Source organism: Ichthyenterobacterium magnum (assembly GCF_003610635.1).
GTDB lineage: Bacteria > Bacteroidota > Bacteroidia > Flavobacteriales > Flavobacteriaceae > Ichthyenterobacterium > Ichthyenterobacterium magnum.
Genome location: NZ_RAQJ01000001.1, coordinates 682,070 through 701,449 on the forward strand (window position 1 = coordinate 682,070; position 19,380 = coordinate 701,449).

A 19,380-nucleotide genomic window follows, 5' to 3' on the forward strand; every position below is an offset into this window, starting at 1 on the left:
AATCATGGTAATTGCTTTAAATAGTTTATTCTTATGAATATCGTAATTCTTTCTCGTAACGAACATCTTTATTCTACTAGACGACTTATAGAAGAAGGTCAACAAAGAGGTCACGATGTAGAAGTTATAGATCCTCTACGTTGTGATTTAATTATTGAAAAAGAAAAACCAACTATTTATTATAAAGATAGATATCTAGATTATGTTGATGCTATTATACCAAGAATTGGAGCTTCGGTAACCTTTTTTGGTTGTGCTGTTGTAAGGCAATTTGAAATGATGAATGTTTTTACAACCGTAACTTCTGATGCTATTATTAGGTCTAGAGATAAATTAAGAAGTTTTCAAAGACTTTCAAAAGCAGGAATTGGTATGCCAAAAACTGTTTTTACAAATTACTCTCGTGATGTTGAAGAAGTAATTGCTCATGTTGGCGGAACTCCTGTAATTATTAAATTATTAGAAGGCACTCAAGGTTTAGGTGTTGTTTTAGCTGAAACAAAAAATGCTGCCGAATCTGTTTTAGAAGCCTTTAATGGTTTGCAAGCTAGAGCTCTAGTTCAAGAATATATTGCAGAAGCTAAAGGGGCAGATTTAAGAGCATTGGTTGTTGATGGACAAGTAGTAGGCGCTATGAAACGCCAAGGAAGAGATGGTGAGTTTCGTTCTAACTTACATCGAGGTGGCACAGCAAAAATAGTAAAACTTAATGAAGACGAATTAAAAGTAGCCATGAAAGCATCTCGCGCTTTAAAACTACCTGTCTGTGGCGTAGATATGCTACAATCGTCACGAGGTCCTTTATTATTAGAAGTTAATTCAACTCCAGGACTTGAAGGTATTGAGGCAGCAACAGGACGTAACATTGCAAGAGCTATTATAACTTTTATTGAAAGAAACAGTAAATAAATTGACTCCTGCTTTTGCAGGAAATAAATATGAGTGAAAAAGAAGTATTAGAAATACTAGGCGAAAAAGTAGCATTAGGTGAAAGTGCAACTGTTTACTTTAATGTTGCCAAATTACATACACAAAATACAATTGACGTTCCTGTAATTATTGAGCGTTCAAAAAAACCTGGACCAACAGTATTAATTACTGCAGGAATTCATGGTGATGAAATAAACGGCGTAGAAATAGTACGTCAAATAATTGCCAAAGGCATTAATAAACCAAGTCGTGGGACTATTATTTGTATTCCTGTTATAAACGTATTTGGCTTTATACATATGGATCGCGAATTTCCAGATGGCAGAGATTTAAATCGTGTATTTCCTGGAGGAAAAGGAGGATCTCTTGCTAGTAGAGTTGCACACAAACTCATAACCGAAATTGTGCCTCATGCAGATTTAATTATGGACTTTCACACCGGTGGAGCCGATCGCTTTAATGCAGCACAAATTAGAATTATAAAAAACGAAATTGTTTTAGATGAGTTAGCTCAAGTATTTGGTGCGCCTTTTATTTTTTACTCAAAAAACCTCAACAAATCCTTTAGAAACACCTGCTATAAAATGGGGATTCCTATGCTACTTTTTGAAGGTGGGAAATCCTTCAATATAGATGCCAATATCACCAACACAGGAGTTAATGGTGCAAAACGCGTACTTAACCACTTAGAAATGCTTAACAAAAAATTTAAAGTGTCTCAACCAAAAAAATCTTGTGTTTGTATTAACGATAGTAAATGGTTACGTGCAAAATTTTCGGGGATGTTTAAAGCTACAGTTAAAATTAATTCCAAAGTTGAAAAAGACGATGTTATAGGTCATATTACCGATCCTTATGGAAGTTTTAATCATTTTGTAAAAGCACCTAACAATGGCTATATTTTTAATATTAACGAATCGCCAATAATATATCAAGGTGATGCTATTTTTCATATCTCCATCAAACTCGAAAAATAATTTATTTAAAAGTATTTGTCATTCCGAATTTATTTCGGAATCTCATTACAGAACAGAAAAGTAGTATGCGACTCTGAAACTAGTTCAGAGTGACGTTTTATTTTTATTTTTACATTATGACCAAACAAGAACTTCGAAAAAAATATAAAACGCTTCGTAAACCAATATCTGAAGAAGCCATTGAAGACATGAGTTTGCAAATTGCAAACCAGCTATTACAACTAGATATTTGGAAACATTCCTTTTACCATGTGTTTCTACCAATTGTTGAAAACAAAGAAGTAAATACAGAATACATTTTAAATATTTTATCAGGAAAAGACAAAAACATTGTGATTTCTAAAAGTGATTTTTCAACACTAAAAATGAAGCATTACTTACTTACAGATAATACAGTAATTAAAAAAAACAAGTGGAATATCCCTGAACCTCTTAATGGTATTTCTATTGCTTCAAATACTATTGATGTGGTATTTGTTCCGCTTTTAGCTTTTGATAAGCAAGGTCAACGTGTTGGCTACGGCAAAGGATTTTACGATACTTTTTTAAATGAATGTAAGCCAGAAACTATTAAAATAGGCTTATCTTTTTTTGAAGCTGAAGATAAAATAGTAGATGTTTTTGAAAACGATGTTAAGCTAGATTATTGTGTAACACCTAAAAAAAATTATAAATTCTCTTCGTGAGTTTCTTTTAAAATATCAACTTCTTCAACTTCCTTAAACGCTCTTTTATTAAAGAAAATTAATATACCTATTCCTGTGCTTATAGCCATATCTGCTACATTAAAAACAGGCTCGAAAAATGTAAAATAATCACCTCCAACAAAAGGAATCCAATTTGGTAATACACCACTCCACATGGGGAAATGAAGCATATCTACAACCTTGCCATGAAACACAGAATCATAGCCACCAGCTTCTGGTAAAAACGTAGCTACTTGACCGTAGCTATCGTTAAATAAAACACCATAAAATACAGAGTCAATAATATTACCTAATGCTCCAGCTAAAATGAGTGCGATAGCAAATATGAGTGTTTTTGAACTTTGTTTTTTTATAGATGTAATTAACCAATAGCCAATACCAAAAACAGCAACAATTCTAAATAATGTTAAACAAAGTTTTGCTGTTCTGTCTGAAATAAAAGACACAAAATCACTAATTTTTGTTCCCCAAGCCATGCCATCATTTTCTACAAAAGCGATTTGAAACCAGTCGAAGATAATTTTTTTGTCGCCAAGTTCAAAGTGCGTTTTTATATACACTTTACTTATTTGGTCAATTAATAAAATAACCAGGATTAAAAGTGTGGCTTTTTTTAAAGTCATAGTTAAAAAATAAAAAAGCGTCTCAAATAATGAGACGCTTCAAATATATATAATTAATAGTAGTATTACTGCATGTTCTTAGCTTCAATACTAAGTGTAGCATGAGGTACTAACTTTAAACGTTCTTTATTTATTAACTTACCTGTTACACGGCAAACACCATAGGTTTTATTCTCAATTCTAATTAAAGCATTTTTTAAATCACGAATAAACTTTTCTTGTCTAATTGCTAATTGCGAATTAGATTCTTTACTCATTACGGCACTGCCTTCATCAAAAGCTTTAAACGTTGGTGATGTATCATCTGTACCATTATTATGGTCGTTCATATACGCACTTTTTATAAGCTCTAAATCGTGTTGCGATTTTTCAATTTTTTCTTGAATTAGTACTCTAAACTCTTCTAAATCTTTGTCAGAATATCTTACTGTGTTATCTCCTGCCATATTTTTAAATTTTTTGAATAAACAATTTGGTATTTACATCATCAAAAGCAATTTCTATACCACTATTTAAGCTATCTAAAATTTCCAATTCATCAGTTAATGTTTCGGTTTTTATATACTCTAAATTTTTGTTTATCGCGTTAATAATTTGTTCATCTTTTTGAAACTGAACTGCAATACGATCTGTAAGCTCAAAACCAGAATCTTTTCGTAAATTCTGAATTCTGTTTACCAACTCTCTTGCAATTCCTTCTTTCTTCAATTCGTCAGTTAAAGTTACATCTAAAGCTACTGTTAATGCTCCTGAACTTGCCACAAGCCATCCTTCAATATCTTGTGATGTAATTTCAACATCAGACCGTTCTAAAGTAATAATTTTTCCATTAACTTCAACGTCTAAAACACCTTTTTGCTCGATTTTTTTAATATCATCTGAAGTAAATACGTTAACTGCCTGAGCAACAGCTTTCATGTCTTGTCCAAAACGCGGCCCTAGTACTTTAAAATTAGGCTTAATTTGTTTCACTAAAATATCTGAAGCGTCTTCTAAAACCTCAACATCTTTAACATTAACTTCAGATTTTATTAAATCTGCTACTGCTAAAATTTCGTTTTTCTGAACTTCACTATCTATAGGAATCATTATTTTTTGCAATGGCTGACGCACTTTAATCTTTTCTTTAGCTCGTAACGATAAAACTAAAGACGATATTGTTTGTGCACTTTCCATTTTTCGCTCTAAGCTTTTGTCTACAAACGACGCATCAAAAACTGGAAAATCTGCTAAATGTACGCTCTCAAAACTTTCCTTTTTAGAAACTGCATTTAAATCTAAATACAATCTATCCATAAAGAAAGGTGCGATTGGCGCTCCAAGCTTTGCAATAGTTTCCATACATGTGTAAAGCGTTTGATATGCAGAAATTTTATCGGCTTGGTAATCGCCTTTCCAGAAACGTCTTCTACTTAAACGCACATACCAGTTACTTAAATAGTCTTGTGTAAACCCAGAAATTGCTCTTGCTGCTTTTGTTGGCTCATATTCTGCATAATATTCGTCAACTTTTTGAATAAGCGTATGCAGTTCTGATAAAATCCAACAATCTATTTCTGGTCGTTCTTCTAATGGAATATCTGCTTCAGAATAACTAAACTCATCTAAGTTTGTATATAATGTGAAGAACGAATAGGTGTTATAAAGCGTTCCGAAAAACTTGCGTTTTACTTCTTCAATGCCTTCTAGATCAAACTTTAAATTGTCCCAAGGATTGGCATTCATAATCATATACCAACGTGTCGCATCTGCTCCATAGGTATCTAACGTTGTAAAAGGATCTGTAGCATTTCCTAAACGTTTAGACATTTTTTGTCCGTTTTTATCTAATACTAGCCCATTTGATACCACATTTTTATAGGCTACAGAATCGAAAACCATTGTACCAATTGCATGAAGCGTATAGAACCAACCGCGTGTTTGGTCTACGCCTTCTGCAATAAAGTCTGCTGGAAATGATTTGTTTTCGTCAATCAACTCTTTATTTTCAAAAGGATAATGCCACTGTGCGTAAGGCATTGACCCAGAATCGAACCATACATCAATTAAATCGCTTTCACGTTTCATTGGTTGCCCGCTTGGTGAAACTAACACGATATCATCAACAATGTTTTTATGTAAATCTATTTTAGCATAATTCTCATCAGCATTGTTTCCTACTTCAAAATCTGCATAGATATCCGCTTTTAAAACACCAGCTTCAACTGCACGTTGCATTTCATTTTTTAATTCTTCAACAGAACCAATACAAATTTCTTCTTTACCATCTTCGGTTCTCCAAATTGGTAACGGAATTCCCCAATAACGTGATCTCGATAAATTCCAATCGTTTGCATTTGCTAACCAGTTACCAAAACGTCCAGTTCCTGTAGATTTTGGTTTCCAATTAATAGTTTCATTAAGTTGAAACATTCTGTCTTTAACATCTGTTACTTTAATGAACCAAGAATCTAACGGATAGTATAATATTGGTTTATCTGTACGCCAACAATTTGGGTAACTGTGTTTATATTTTTCAACCTTAAAGGCTTTATTTTCTTCTTTTAATTTAATAGCGAGTTCAACATCTATAGAACGTTCTGGAGCTTCGCCATCGTTATAATATTCGCTCTTTACATACTTTCCTGCAAACTCACCCATTTCTGGTCTAAAACGTCCTTGTAAGTCTACCAATGGCACTAAATTACCATTCTCATCTTTAACTAACATTGGTGGCACTTCTGGTGTTGCTTGTTTAGCAACCATAGCATCATCTGCTCCAAAAGTTGGTGCTGTATGTACTATTCCTGTACCATCTTCAGTCGTTACGAAATCACCAGAAATGACTCTAAAAGCATCTTGTGGATTATCGTTAGGAAGTGCATAGGGCAACAATTGTTCATATGTGGTGCCAACTAAATCTTTTCCTAAAAATTCTTTTACCACATAAAATGGAATCTTTTTATCTCCAGATTTATAAGCTAATAATTCTGATTTATCTTCAACTTGGTTAAACTTTCCAGAGAATTGATAATTCACTAATTTTTTAGCCAAAACCACATTCATAGGTTTGTGAGTATATTGATTATACGTTTCTACAAGAACGTAGTCTATTTTTGGACCAACCGTTAATGCTGTATTACTTGGAAGTGTCCAAGGTGTTGTTGTCCAAGCTAAAAAATGAATATCGCCTTCGTTTTGTAAAAAATCTGGAAGCGAATCTGCATTGGCTTTAAACTGTGCAACAACTGTTGTATCTGTAACATCTTGATATGTTCCTGGTTGGTTTAACTCGTGTGAACTTAAACCTGTTCCAGCTTTTGGCGAATATGGCTGAATTGTGTATCCCTTATACAACAAACTCTTATTATAGATTTGCTTGAGTAACCACCAAACACTTTCCATATATTTTGGGTCGTACGTAATATATGGATCATCCATATTTACCCAATACCCCATTTTTTGCGTAAGATTATTCCATACATCTGTATAACGCATTACGGCTTTACGGCAAGCAGCATTATAATCTTCAACAGAAATAGTTTTACCAATATCTTCTTTAGTAATACCTAATTCTTTCTCCACACCAAGCTCAATAGGTAAACCGTGTGTATCCCAACCTGCTTTACGCTTTACTTGAAATCCTTTCATGGTTTTGTAACGCGGAAAAATATCTTTAATGGCACGTGCTAAAACATGATGAACTCCAGGCAATCCGTTTGCAGAAGGTGGTCCTTCAAAAAACACAAAAGGTTCTTTGCCTTCTCTTGTAGTTACACTTTTTTCGAAGATGTTATTTTCTTGCCAATAGCTTAAGATATCATCTGCAACTTTTGGTAAGTCAAGTCCTTTATATTCAGGAAATTTAGCGCTCATTTTCTAACTGTTCTAATAAGACTGCGAAATTAAGGATTTTTAAGGAAATGCAAGTAAAAATGAAAGCAATATCAATAGCAATTTAAACCACAAACCCAACTAAATCTTCAATCTTAGAAATTAACTGAATTTTGATTGCTGTATTCTTTAATGAAATTTTATTGTATTTAGACACAAAAATGGTTGAAAACCCTAATTTTTCAGCTTCTAAAATACGTTGTTCAACACGTTGTACAGGACGTATTTCTCCTGAAAGTCCAACCTCAGCGGCAAAACAAAAATCTTTTTGTAACGCCTCATCTTCGTTAGAAGATAAAATAGCCGCAACCACCGCTAAATCAATTGCTGGGTCATCAACAGTGATTCCTCCTGTGATATTTAAAAACACATCTTTAGCTCCTAAACGAAAACCAGCTCTTTTCTCTAAAACGGCTAGTAACATATTTAAACGCTTAGCATTAAAACCTGTTGCAGAACGTTGAGGCGTTCCGTAAACTGCAGTGCTTACTAATGCTTGTACTTCAATCATTAATGGTCGCATACCTTCAAGAGTTGCTGCAACAGCATTACCAGATAGTTCTTCGTCCTTTTTTGAAATTAAAATTTCAGATGGATTAGAAACTTCTCGTAAACCAGAACCTTGCATTTCGTAAATACCAAGTTCATTAGTAGAACCGAAACGGTTTTTATTGGCTCTTAAAATTCTAAACACATGATTGCGATCGCCTTCAAATTGTAAAACTGTATCAACCATATGCTCCAATATTTTTGGACCAGCAATATTACCATCTTTAGTAATGTGGCCTATTAAAATTACAGGAGTTGCAGTTTCTTTAGCAAATTTTATAAGCTCAGTTGTACACTCTTTAATTTGAGAAATACTTCCAGATGAGGACTCGATATAATCGCTATGTAGTGTTTGAATAGAATCTACAACTACAATATCTGGCTCTAACTCTTGAATTTGTTTAAATATATTTTGCGTCTTAGTTTCAGTTAAAATATAGCAGTTATTACTTGTTGGATTAATCCGTTCTGCACGCATTTTTATCTGCTTTTGGCTTTCTTCTCCAGAAACATATAGCGTTTTATAAGGTAGTTTTAAAGAAATTTGAAGCAGCAAAGTACTTTTACCAATACCTGGTTCACCTCCAAGAAGTGTTAATGAACCCGAGACAATGCCGCCTCCAAGTACTCGGTTAAACTCTTCATCTAAAGTGTTAAGTCGTGCTTCTTCAGAAACATCAATGTCATTAATTTTTAATGGCCTTGAAATTCGCTTAGTAGCAGAGCTTGAAGCTTTCCAATCACTCTTTTCTGCCTTTTGAATAACTTCTTCAGCAATCGTATTCCACTCTTTACAAGCAGTACATTGCCCTTGCCATTTAGCATATTGACTCCCACAGTTTTGACAAAAAAATGTCGTTTTTACTTTAGCCATTTAGAATCCGAAGTCTGCTTTAATTTCATCTGCTTTTTCTAACATTAAGTCTTTACTAATGCCACCAATTTCTTCAAGTACATAGGCAGAACGATAGGTACGCATTGCTTTTTTTGGCTCTCCTGTTTCTTCATAAAAACGTGCTAAATAGTAATGCCCTAATAATGTATCTGGATATTCTTTTCTAGCCAGCTTTCCTAAGTCTTCAAAGTAATTCCATTTTTCTTTCTTTTTAATTGCAGCAGCAACAGCTTTAAAATCATTTATAAGAATAGGTTTTTCTATTCCGAATAAATCTTTAATTGTTTGATATTTTTCTAATAAATAATCAACCGGAGACGTTTCCAATTTTAGAATGGTTTCCTTATACTCTTTTTTGCTAATGGGTTGAAACACAAAAAAGATACTTTCTAATGCTTTTGGAATTGCATGCGGTGGCAATGCATAGTGTGAAGACCCTTCAAAACTATCAAAGTTATATAATAGACTTTTATTATCTATTGCAGCAAGACTTGTGTTTAAAGCTTCTGTTTGTTCTTTTATATGCTTAACATCTTTATCTGATGTTGCTAAATAGTAAAATGTTTTTTGCTCCATTTTTGGTAACCTTTCTACTATATACGTTGCCATTTCTGGTGCTAGATCTGGACTTATTGTAATATACGCTTGAAATAATGGAATATCTTTTAACAGGTAGTAATTTATAAAATTAGCCGTTTCGCCATGACCTACTGCAACTTTAAAAACTTCAGTTTTATAATTTTTATCTAAATGCGGAATAAGTTCCATGCCTACAAATTCGAAAAAATCAGCTCCTTTTTCAATTGGCAGAGAGTTTTGTTCAGAATACATACAATCATCAAAACGACTATCTTCTTGCTTTATACCAACGACTATTGCTTCTGGTATGTCTTCCCAATAGGAATAATAATCGACATTTCCTGCAACGGCTTCAAACAAATAGTCTCCATCAAAAACAATAATTAAAGGATATCTTTTATCATCTTCATCACTATAACCTCGAGGTAATAAAATTTTTAATTGCCTGTCTTCTCCTAGTTTTTCAGAGTATATAGATTCATATTGAGCTTGTGAGAACATTGAGTTTACTGTAAAACACAATACTATTAATACTATGATTTTCTTCATGATGGTAGATTTAAATTATATTTCCGTTTTACGGAACGTATGCATGGCAAGTTAAAAAATTATTTTCTTCTATTGAAGATTGGTAGGTATAGAAACGATAAACTTCCGAAAATAATTATCATTACTGTTTGCGATGTCCACATAATCCATCCAAAAGCTAAACTTGGTGCTTGCGCAATACCAAAAATTGCAAATGCTTTCATCACCGCAACTGGATACACAAAAATACCTCCATTGGTAGCTGCTATTGTAAAACTCGCAGCAATAAAGGCTATTAATACTGCGCCAATTGTTATATTATCTAAGTCTGGAAGTGCAAATGTGGTTACATAAAACATAAGTACATACATTCCCCAAATAAATAGTGTATGACATATGAAAGCCCATTTATGCTTCATTTTAAAAATACTTAAAACACCTTCTATAAGTCCTTTTAGAAATGACTTTATTTTTAGAGCTAATTTAGATTGACTTCGTTTTAAAACATAAAACAAAATGGTTATTACAGTTAATGCAACGACGCCTCCAATAATTAGATTTTTTGGCTGAAATGATTTTTCTAAAAGACTATATACATAATCAAACTGAAGAATAAGTGTAATCCCTATAATACCTAGCATAACCAACAAATCTGCCATGCGTTCGGCAACAATTGTTCCAAAGCTTTTCTCAAACGGTACGTCTTCATAATTAGTTAAAACAGCCGCTCGCAATACTTCTCCAGACCTTGGAATACCATAGTTTGCTAAATAGGTTATAAAAACCGCCATGATACTATTTGGCAATTTAACCGAATAACCCATTGGTTCTAACAAATATTGCCATCTATAGGCACGTGACAAATGACTTAAAAGTCCAAAAAACATTCCTAAAGCAATCCAACCATAATTAGCTGATTTAAAATATGGAACTATCTCAGAAACTGGAAGTTTTGAAAATGTATACCATCCAAAAAAGACTGCTAATACAAGCGGAATTAATAGCTTAAGTAATTTCTTGTTTTTTGGATTCAAAATTTACGTTAATAAATTGGTAGCCTCGTTAGGAAACACCAAAGATGGCTTAAACACTTTAGCTTCTTCAATATCCATAAACGCATAAGTGATTAAAATAAGTGTATCACCAACTGCAACTTTACGAGCCGCAGCACCATTAAGCGTTATTTCTCCACTGTTTCGTGGGCCAGGAATTGCATATGTATCTAAACGCTCTCCATTATCGTTATTAACGATTTGAACTTTCTCGCCTTGAATAATATTTGCTGCTTCCATTAAATCTTCATCGATGGTTATACTTCCGATATAATTTAATTCGGCTCCAGTAACTTTTACGCGATGAATTTTAGATTTTACTACTTGAATTTGCATGTGGTAAAGGTAATTAATTTAGTGCGATATTATCTATAAGTCTTATATCATCTGCATAGACAGCAATAAACGCTCTGTATGTTTTTTTATTAGATTTTCTTTGCGCTGTTTTTAAAGTTTCAGTATCTGCAATAATAAAATACTCAAGTTCTAAAAGATTATGCTTTTCAAACTGAGCTGTAACCCATTTGGTTACTTTATTTGTACTCTCATTTTTAAATTTGGCTTTAGCTTCTATAAGTGTTTTGTATATAAATGGCGAAGCTGTTCTATATGCTGGTTTTAATCTTACATTACGAGAACTCATGGCTAAACCATCTTTTTCTCTGTGTATAACACAACCAACAACATTAACAGGAAGCTTATACTTCTCTGCTAACTTTTTCACAATCATTAATTGCTGAAAATCTTTCTCACCAAAGTAAGCATTATCGGGCTTTATAATTTCAAATAAGCGTTTAACTATAGTGCCAACACCATCAAAATGCCCATCTCTAAACCTGCCTTCCATCTCATGCTCTAATCCGTCGTATGAAAAATGAGTGGATTTTATGTTATCGCCATATATATCTTCAACTGTAGGAGCATAAACAAAAACTTTATTTTTTGACACTGTTTTTAATAATTCAACATCATTTTCTAAAGTTCTTGGGTACTTTATTAAGTCCTCTTTATTATCAAATTGTGTTGGGTTTACAAAAATACTAACAGCAACAAAGTCATTATTTTGCAAGCCTTTTTTTATCAAACTTAAATGCCCTTGGTGCAATGCTCCCATTGTAGGAACAAAACCTAGAGAGTGCTTTTGAGATTTTAAAGTCTCAAGACAATGATTTAAATCTATTTTATTATAAAAAACATTCATGTTATAACAAAAATTTAACAGCGTGCAAACTTAATATTTTACTGGCAATCTGCATAAAATTTTGTAATTTTGCATGTTTTTTATTTATAATTTACAAAACGAACAGATATATGAAAGATAAGAGAATATTGTATGTGTCATCAGAAGTTGTGCCATATTTACCAGAAACAGAGATTTCTTCAATGTCATTTGAAGCACCTAAAATGGTAAACAAACAAGGAGGGCAAATACGAATATTTATGCCTCGTTATGGAAATATAAATGAAAGAAGACATCAATTACATGAAGTTATTCGTCTATCAGGAATCAACTTGGTAATTAACGATTTAGACATGCCTCTAATTATCAAGGTGGCCTCAATTCCTAAAGAACGAATTCAGGTTTATTTTATAGATAATGAAGAATATTTTAAAAGAAAAGCGACGCTTACAGATGAAAATGGCAAGCTTTTTAGTGACAATGACGAACGTGCAATATTTTTTGCAAAAGGCGTGATTGAAACCGTAAAAAAATTAAACTGGTCTCCAGACATCATACATGTTAACGGATGGTTAGCTTCATTACTACCTCTGTACTTAAAAGAGTTTTATAAAAACGAGCCGCTTTTTACAGAAAGCAAAATTGTTACCTCAATATACAATCAAAGCTTTGAAGGAACGTTAGATAAAAACATGATAAAGAAAATAGCATTTGACAGTATCGATGAAGAACGTGTAAAAACACTTGAAAAACCAACTTATAATAATTTAATGAAAGTTGCAATTGATAATTCTGATGCATTAATTAAAGGCTCTGAAGAATTACCCAAAGAACTTGAAGACTATTTAGAAGCTTCAAACAAACCTGTTTTAAAGTATTATGCTCCTGACGAATTTGCAGAACCATATACAGAATTTTATAATACTGAAGTTTTAAATTAGAATACCCTTTTAATGAAAAATAAAAAAATTGCCCTAAGAAATATTACATTAGTTGCACTAATAATAAGTTCATTTATTGCTTGCGATAAAGACTTTGCAAGTATAGAATCTGATATTATAAATAATAATAATGCTACTCATTTTAACTCTGAGATAGAAAAATTTAACGTTATTACTTACAATAAAAAGCTAGATCCTGTACAAACTAACAATCTACCCATAAACATGTTAGGCGTTTATAACGATGATTTATATGGGCAAACAACTGCTAGCATTGTTACTCAAGTAAGCACCTCTTTACTAAGTCCTGATTTTGGTGAAAACCCTCAATTAGAATCTGTGGTGTTAACCATTCCTTTTTTTAGTACAGCAACTAGTATAGAAGATGATGGAGAAACAATTTATACGCTTGATTCTGTTTTTGGCAATTCTCCAATAAAACTATCGGTTTATGAGAATAATTATTTTCTAAGAGATTTTGACCCAAGCTCAGCAATAAATGATGTTCAAAACTATTTTAGTAATGGTTTTACAACCATAGATAATATAAGCGCCTCTCAACTAGAAAGTGTATTAATTTACGAAACTCCATCTGGCGGTTTTACACCTAGTCCTCTTGAAATCCCAATTTATGAAGATGGCGAAATTATAAGCAGACTAGCACCAGCTATTAGAATTGAATTGGACTTAGCTTATTGGCAGCAAAAAATTATTGACAAAGAAGATGACCCAGAGCTTAGCAATTTAAACAATTTTAAAGATTATTTTAGAGGTATTTACTTTAAAGTTGAGCCTATTGCACCAGATGATGGCAATATGATGCTATTAAACTTAGCTTCAACAAATGCGAACATTACATTAAACTACACCAACGACCCAATAACCACTGGAGGCGACCGTATTAAAGACACTTATGTTTTAACATTTTCTGGAAACAGAGTTAATCTTTTATCACAACTTAATTTTCCTATTCCAGTAGGCAATGAAACTGATGGAGATGAGAAATTATTTTTAAAAGGAGGTGAAGGATCCATGGCAGTTATTAAACTATTTAATGGTGATATTATAGATAATAATGACCCAAATGACAATACATTTGAAGCTTTTAAAAACGATTTTGTAGAAACTGATGTTAATGGAAAATTTATTGCTTCAAAAAGACTTATTAACGAAGCAAATCTTATTTTCTATGTTGATAACACCAATGCTAACTTAAATGCGAGCCAAGAACCAGAGAGAATATTATTATATGATATAAAAAATAACATTCCATTAGCAGATTATTTTTTAGATGCTGCAAACACATCTAGTCCTGTTGATTCAAGAATAAATCATTTAGGTAGATTAGAACGTGAAAATGATAACGCAACAAGTGATGGTGTTAGATATAAAATTCAAATCACAGAGCATATTAAAAATTTATTATTAAAAGATTCTACAAATGTAAATCTCGGATTGGTCGTTTCAGGAAACATAAACATTGAGGCTAACAATGCTCAGTTTAGTGTTCTAACAGGTGATGACTCAGAAGAAAGAGTTCCTGCTAGCTCAATAATAACACCACGCGGAACAGTTCTTTACGGTAATAACACCACAGATTTAGAAAAAAGGGTATCTTTAGAAATCTTTTATACAGACCCAAATAATTAATTAATATGTGTGGAATTGTTGGATACATTGGACATAGAGAGGCTTACCCAATTATATTAAAAGGCCTTAAACGGCTTGAATACAGAGGTTATGATAGTGCTGGTATTGCACTATATGATGGAAAAGATATAAAGCTCTCTAAAACAAAAGGAAAAGTAGCCGATTTAGAACAACAATTAGAACAACAAATTACTACAAACGGAAACCTAGGTATTGGTCACACACGCTGGGCAACTCATGGTGTACCAAACGATATAAATTCACATCCACATTATTCAAACTCAGGAAACTTAGTAATAATCCATAACGGAATTATAGAAAATTATGATTCCTTAAAAAAGGAGTTAATAAAAAGAGGCTATACTTTTAAGTCAGATACAGATACCGAAGTCCTTATTAATCTTATTGAAGATGTAATGATAAAAGAAGGTCTTAAACTCGGCAAGGCTGTTCAAGTTGCATTAAATCAAGTTATTGGTGCTTATGCAATTGCAGTTTTTGATAAAAACAAACCTAATGAGATAGTAGTAGCAAGGTTAGGTAGCCCTATTGCTATTGGTGTTGGAGATGGAGAATTTTTTATTGCCAGTGATGCTTCACCTTTTATAGAATATACCAAAAATGCCATTTATCTAGAAGATGAAGAAATGGCTATTATTAGAAAAAATAAAGATTTAAAAATCAGAAAAATTAAAGATGATTCTTTAGTTGATCCTTACATTCAAGAATTACAAATAAACCTAGAGCAAATTGAAAAAGGTGGTTATGACCACTTTATGCTTAAAGAAATATTTGAACAACCCAATGCTATACTTGACACATTTAGAGGTCGCCTTTTAACAGACAAAGCCATTATTAAAATGGTTGGTGTTGAGGATAATATGAAAAAATTCCTCAATGCAAATAGAATTATTGTTGTTGCTTGTGGAACATCATGGCATGCTGGTTTAGTATCAGAATATATTTTTGAAGATTTAGCAAGAATACCTGTAGAAGTAGAATACGCTTCAGAATTTAGATATAGAAATCCTGTCATAAATGAAAACGATGTAGTTATTGCTATTTCTCAATCTGGAGAAACAGCAGATACTTTAGCAGCAATTAAATTAGCCAAATCAAAAGGTGCATTTGTATTTGGTGTTTGTAATGTCGTTGGTTCATCCATTGCCAGAGAAACTCACGCTGGAGCATATACACATGCTGGCCCAGAAATTGGTGTTGCATCAACCAAAGCCTTTACAACTCAAATTACAGTCTTAACATTAATTGCCTTAAGACTTGCACGAGCAAAAGGAACTATTTCCAGTTCAGACTTTAGACATCATTTAATTGAATTAGAATTGATTCCTGAAAAAGTAAAAAAGGCTTTAGAATCTGATAATTATGTAAAAACAATCGCTGCTATTTATAAAGACGTAAAAAACTTTTTATACTTAGGACGAGGTTATAATTTCCCTGTTGCATTAGAAGGCGCTTTAAAACTTAAAGAAATTTCATATATACATGCAGAAGGCTATCCTGCAGCAGAAATGAAACATGGTCCAATTGCTTTAATTGATGAAAACATGCCTATTGTTGTTATAGCAACAAAAAAAGGGCATTACGAAAAAGTAGTAAGTAACATTCAAGAAATAAAATCAAGAAAAGGGAAAATTATTGGTATTGTCACCGAAGGCGATAAACATGTAAAAGAACTAGCAGACCACGTTATCGAAGTTCCTGAAACCCTAGAATGCTTATCACCTTTACTTACTACAATTCCTTTACAGCTATTGTCTTACCACATCGCAGTTATGTTAGATAAAAACGTAGACCAACCACGTAATCTTGCTAAGTCTGTAACAGTAGAATAGCACCAACACTATCTTATTAAAATACACTAATCTGTATTATTAATTATTTAACAGTCAAATAATTAAAGAAGCTAACGCTACTGCTTTAAACAACAATATTATAAATAGCTTTATTTTTGTTAAAAACTATTATGCGTGCATACTTTTTTTTGAAATATGCATTAGTTTATCATATAATTATTTATATTGCTATACTAAATTTAACTAATTCCCTAAAATGAAAACAATTTTTAAGATTATGATGCTGTTTTGTTGTGCATTAACTTTTGCTCAAACAACAGTAAAAGGTAAAGTTATTGATAACACTGGTCAGCCCTTACCTGGAGCAAACATTATTGTTGTAGGAACAACTACTGGTACAATTTCAGATTTTGATGGAAATTTCACATTATCAGTAGATCAAGAGCCTCCTTTCTCTATAACTGTTAGTAGTGTTGGATTTGAATCTGTTACTCAAGAAGTAACAACAAATCCTCAAACTCTAGACTTTACAATGGTAGAAGGTACGTCTTTAGATGAAGTTGTAATTTCTGCATCACGTACGCCTGAACGTGTTTTCGAATCACCAGTTACTATTGAACGTTTCGGTCTTAAACAAATAAAAAATACAGCATCTGCTGAATTTTATGATGGTTTAGAAAATCTTAAAGGCGTTGATATCAACACCAATAGTTTAACCTTTAAATCTATTAATACGAGAGGGTTTGCCACATTTGCAAATACAAGGTTTGTACAATTGGTTGATGGCATGGACAACGCCGCGCCAACACTTAATTTCCCATTAGGAAACTTGTTGGGTATGATAGAAACAGATGTTCAAAGTGTTGAGCTTCTTCCTGGAGCATCATCAGCGCTATATGGAGCTAATGCTTTTAATGGAATTTTATTTATGCAAAGTAAAAACCCATTTGACCATGATGGTATCAGCGGATATTACAAACAAGGCATTACTTCACAAGAAGTTTCTGGTGATAATAACTATACAGATTTTGGCATTAGAGCAGCTTACAAATTTAGTGAGAAGTTTGCCGCAAAAATTAACTTTTCATATTTAAAAGGAACCGATTGGGGCGCAAATAACACAGCTGGTAAAGATGACAGAGGCTTTGTTGACGTAAATAGCACTAGAGAAAATGACCCAGATTATGATGGTGTAAATACTTATGGTGAATTAGCTTCAATAAACATGCAAACAGTTGGAAATGCTTTAGTTGAATTAGGTAGGATCCCTCAAGAAGCACTTGCGTTAATTCCAGATATTAACGTAAGCAGAACAGGATATGCAGAAGCTGATTTAACAAACTATAATGCAGAAAGCATTAAGGCAGATTGGGGATTATATTTTAGACCATGGGAAAATGATTTTGAAATTCAATATGTGGGTAAAATAGGCTCTGGTACTACAATATATCAAGGTTCTAACAGGTATAATATTAAGAACTTCTTTTTACAGCAACACAAATTAGAACTTAAAAACGATAATTTCTTTTTAAGAGGTTATATAACTGCAGATAACGCAGGTGACTCGTATGACATGGTTTTTACAGGCTTAAACATAAACCGACAATGGAAAGATGATGAAACTTGGTTTGGAGAATATACTGGAGCATTTGTTCAAGGAACCCTAGCTGGTTTAAATGCAGATCAAGCCCATGCTAATGCAAGAGTTGTTGCTGATACTGGTCGTTTAGAACCTGGAACTCCAGGATTTCAAAATGCTTTTAATACTGTTACAACAGACTCTAATGTTCTTACTGGTAGTAAACTTAGAAGTGAATCTAAAATTTATCATGGTGATGCTAATTATAATTTTAGCCATTTAACCGACTTTGCAGATATTCAAGTTGGTGGTTCATACAGACGATATAGCTTAAACTCTTTTGGAGCTGTTTACACAGACGCCTCTGGTTCAATTGATTATTCTGAAACGGGTATATATACTCAAGTTCAAAAAAACTTTTTAGAAGAAGATCGCTTGAAAGTAACAGCTTCTCTTCGTTATGATAAATCTGAATTATTTGATAGTTTCTTTTCACCTAGAATATCGTTTGGTTATAATATAGGTGAAAATAAAAACCATAATGTAAGAGCGTCTTTTCAAACAGGATTTAGAAATCCAGACACACAAGCATTGTATATCGGTTTAAATTTAGGTCGTATCGTTTTATTAGGTGGAGCACCAGACAATCCTGAAAGAGAATTAAGAGCCTATCCAATTACCAGTCCATTAGGTCAGTCAATTATTGGTGGTTCTAACATACAATTTAGTGGTACAAATGCTTATAACAACTCATTTACTGCAAGTTCTGCTGCTACTTTTTCACGCTCCTTGAATCCTGCAGATTTAGAAATAGCAAGTCCATCAACAGTAGAGCCTGAGCAAGTAAGCTCATTTGAGGTAGGATATAGAGGTAAATTAAAAAATGTGATTATAGACTTTAGTGCATACGTAAACCAATATCAAGATTTCATCTCAACCGTAGATGTTGTAGCTCCATTTTATGGCGACGTAGAATTAACTCAAAATGTACCTGGCACTAATATTCCTTTAGCACTTGCTGCATTAGACAATGAAGAATTTCAAGCTTATAGAACTTACACTAACACAGATGCAGATGTTAACGCTTATGGTGCTGCTATAGGGATTACTACCAAAGTATTAAACGGATTTGACTTAGGTATGAATTATACTTATGCTAAATTAGACTTTGACAGAGAAGCAAACCCTGATTTTCAAACAAACTTTAATACGCCAGAACATAAAGTAAAAGCTTCTTTTGGTAAAACTAACCTATTTAAAGATTTTGGCTTTAATGTAGCTTGGAGATGGTCAGACACTTATGTATGGGAAGCTACATTTGCAAGTGGTGTTGTACCAGCTTTTCATGTTATAGACGCACAAATCAATTATAGAGTAAAAAGTTTAAAATCAACGTTCAAAGCAGGTGTTTCAAACTTATTGCAAGATGAATATTTTACCGCTGTAGGAACCGGATTAGTCGGATCTCAATACTACGTGTCATGGACTATTAATAACTTATAA

General features: G+C 32.8%; 15 protein-coding genes. 7 read left to right on the top strand and 8 right to left on the bottom strand.

The genetic code is table 11. From position 1 onward, the window contains the following. Positions 1-33 precede the first annotated feature (33 nt). The 3 genes from rimK (at position 34) to BXY80_RS03315 (ending at position 2,593) form a co-directional block, all read left to right on the top strand. Complete coding sequence (rimK, locus tag BXY80_RS03305) at positions 34-909, top strand: 30S ribosomal protein S6--L-glutamate ligase (RefSeq protein WP_120199783.1); 876 nt, start codon at positions 34-36, stop codon at positions 907-909. Positions 910-938: 29 nt separating this feature from the next. Beyond that, entirely contained in the window at positions 939-1,907 is a 969-nt protein-coding gene (locus BXY80_RS03310; RefSeq protein WP_120199784.1) for a succinylglutamate desuccinylase/aspartoacylase family protein, read from the top strand. Between the two features lie 116 nt (positions 1,908-2,023). Continuing rightward, on the top strand, positions 2,024-2,593 hold the full coding sequence (locus BXY80_RS03315; RefSeq protein ID WP_120199785.1) for a 5-formyltetrahydrofolate cyclo-ligase: 570 nt from the start codon (positions 2,024-2,026) through the stop codon (positions 2,591-2,593). On the opposite strand, the gene BXY80_RS03320 is transcribed toward BXY80_RS03315, so the two are convergent. The 8 genes from BXY80_RS03320 to panC form a co-directional block, all read right to left on the bottom strand. Then, entirely contained in the window at positions 2,575-3,237 is a 663-nt protein-coding gene (locus tag BXY80_RS03320) for a lipoprotein signal peptidase (RefSeq protein WP_120199786.1), read from the bottom strand. The two genes, BXY80_RS03315 and BXY80_RS03320, sit on opposite strands and share 19 nt — an antisense overlap. A 65-nt stretch (positions 3,238-3,302) precedes the next feature. Beyond that, a complete protein-coding gene (locus tag BXY80_RS03325) occupies positions 3,303-3,683 on the bottom strand; it encodes a TraR/DksA family transcriptional regulator (RefSeq protein WP_120199787.1) in 381 nt (126 codons plus the stop codon). Between the two features lie 4 nt (positions 3,684-3,687). After that, on the bottom strand, positions 3,688-7,092 hold the full coding sequence (gene ileS, locus BXY80_RS03330) for an isoleucine--tRNA ligase (RefSeq protein WP_120199788.1): 3,405 nt from the start codon (positions 7,090-7,092) through the stop codon (positions 3,688-3,690). 82 nt (positions 7,093-7,174) lie between these two features. After that, a complete protein-coding gene (radA, locus tag BXY80_RS03335; protein ID WP_120199789.1) occupies positions 7,175-8,533 on the bottom strand; it encodes a DNA repair protein RadA in 1,359 nt (452 codons plus the stop codon). Next, a complete protein-coding gene (locus BXY80_RS03340) occupies positions 8,534-9,682 on the bottom strand; it encodes an alpha/beta hydrolase (RefSeq protein ID WP_120199790.1) in 1,149 nt (382 codons plus the stop codon). Positions 9,683-9,741: 59 nt separating this feature from the next. Beyond that, positions 9,742-10,695, bottom strand: coding sequence for a lysylphosphatidylglycerol synthase transmembrane domain-containing protein (locus BXY80_RS03345; protein WP_120199791.1), 954 nt, complete (start codon positions 10,693-10,695; stop codon positions 9,742-9,744). Between the two features lie 3 nt (positions 10,696-10,698). Then, entirely contained in the window at positions 10,699-11,049 is a 351-nt protein-coding gene (gene panD, locus BXY80_RS03350) for an aspartate 1-decarboxylase (RefSeq protein ID WP_120199792.1), read from the bottom strand. Positions 11,050-11,062: 13 nt separating this feature from the next. Beyond that, the gene (gene panC, locus BXY80_RS03355; protein ID WP_120199793.1) at positions 11,063-11,914 is read right to left on the bottom strand and encodes a pantoate--beta-alanine ligase; all 852 of its coding nucleotides are present in this window, start codon (positions 11,912-11,914) and stop codon (positions 11,063-11,065) included. Positions 11,915-12,024: 110 nt separating this feature from the next. Here panC and BXY80_RS03360 point away from each other — a divergent pair, with 110 nt between their 5' ends. The 4 genes from BXY80_RS03360 (at position 12,025) to BXY80_RS03375 (ending at position 19,380) form a co-directional block, all read left to right on the top strand. Further along, positions 12,025-12,834 carry a glycogen/starch synthase gene (locus BXY80_RS03360; RefSeq protein ID WP_120199794.1) on the top strand — a complete coding sequence of 270 codons (810 nt, stop codon included), beginning with the start codon at positions 12,025-12,027 and terminating at the stop codon, positions 12,832-12,834. 12 nt (positions 12,835-12,846) lie between these two features. Further along, positions 12,847-14,484, top strand: a complete 1,638-nt coding sequence (locus BXY80_RS03365) for a DUF4270 domain-containing protein (RefSeq protein ID WP_120199795.1) — start codon at positions 12,847-12,849, stop codon at positions 14,482-14,484. Positions 14,485-14,489: 5 nt separating this feature from the next. Next, positions 14,490-16,337, top strand: coding sequence for a glutamine--fructose-6-phosphate transaminase (isomerizing) (gene glmS, locus BXY80_RS03370; protein ID WP_120199796.1), 1,848 nt, complete (start codon positions 14,490-14,492; stop codon positions 16,335-16,337). Between the two features lie 217 nt (positions 16,338-16,554). After that, complete coding sequence (locus tag BXY80_RS03375) at positions 16,555-19,380, top strand: TonB-dependent receptor (protein WP_120199797.1); 2,826 nt, start codon at positions 16,555-16,557, stop codon at positions 19,378-19,380.

What these genes read in the sequence shown, in the direction of transcription:
- rimK (WP_120199783.1), top strand. Translation starts at nt 34, where the DNA reads ATGAATATCGTAATTCTTTCTCGTAACGAACATCTTTATTCTACTAGA.
- BXY80_RS03310 (WP_120199784.1), top strand. Translation starts at nt 939, where the DNA reads ATGAGTGAAAAAGAAGTATTAGAAATACTAGGCGAAAAAGTAGCATTA.
- BXY80_RS03315 (WP_120199785.1), top strand. Translation starts at nt 2,024, where the DNA reads ATGACCAAACAAGAACTTCGAAAAAAATATAAAACGCTTCGTAAACCA.
- BXY80_RS03320 (WP_120199786.1), bottom strand. Translation starts at nt 3,237, where the DNA reads ATGACTTTAAAAAAAGCCACACTTTTAATCCTGGTTATTTTATTAATT.
- BXY80_RS03325 (WP_120199787.1), bottom strand. Translation starts at nt 3,683, where the DNA reads ATGGCAGGAGATAACACAGTAAGATATTCTGACAAAGATTTAGAAGAG.
- ileS (WP_120199788.1), bottom strand. Translation starts at nt 7,092, where the DNA reads ATGAGCGCTAAATTTCCTGAATATAAAGGACTTGACTTACCAAAAGTT.
- radA (WP_120199789.1), bottom strand. Translation starts at nt 8,533, where the DNA reads ATGGCTAAAGTAAAAACGACATTTTTTTGTCAAAACTGTGGGAGTCAA.
- BXY80_RS03340 (WP_120199790.1), bottom strand. Translation starts at nt 9,682, where the DNA reads ATGAAGAAAATCATAGTATTAATAGTATTGTGTTTTACAGTAAACTCA.
- panD (WP_120199792.1), bottom strand. Translation starts at nt 11,049, where the DNA reads ATGCAAATTCAAGTAGTAAAATCTAAAATTCATCGCGTAAAAGTTACT.
- panC (WP_120199793.1), bottom strand. Translation starts at nt 11,914, where the DNA reads ATGAATGTTTTTTATAATAAAATAGATTTAAATCATTGTCTTGAGACT.
- BXY80_RS03360 (WP_120199794.1), top strand. Translation starts at nt 12,025, where the DNA reads ATGAAAGATAAGAGAATATTGTATGTGTCATCAGAAGTTGTGCCATAT.
- BXY80_RS03365 (WP_120199795.1), top strand. Translation starts at nt 12,847, where the DNA reads ATGAAAAATAAAAAAATTGCCCTAAGAAATATTACATTAGTTGCACTA.
- glmS (WP_120199796.1), top strand. Translation starts at nt 14,490, where the DNA reads ATGTGTGGAATTGTTGGATACATTGGACATAGAGAGGCTTACCCAATT.
- BXY80_RS03375 (WP_120199797.1), top strand. Translation starts at nt 16,555, where the DNA reads ATGAAAACAATTTTTAAGATTATGATGCTGTTTTGTTGTGCATTAACT.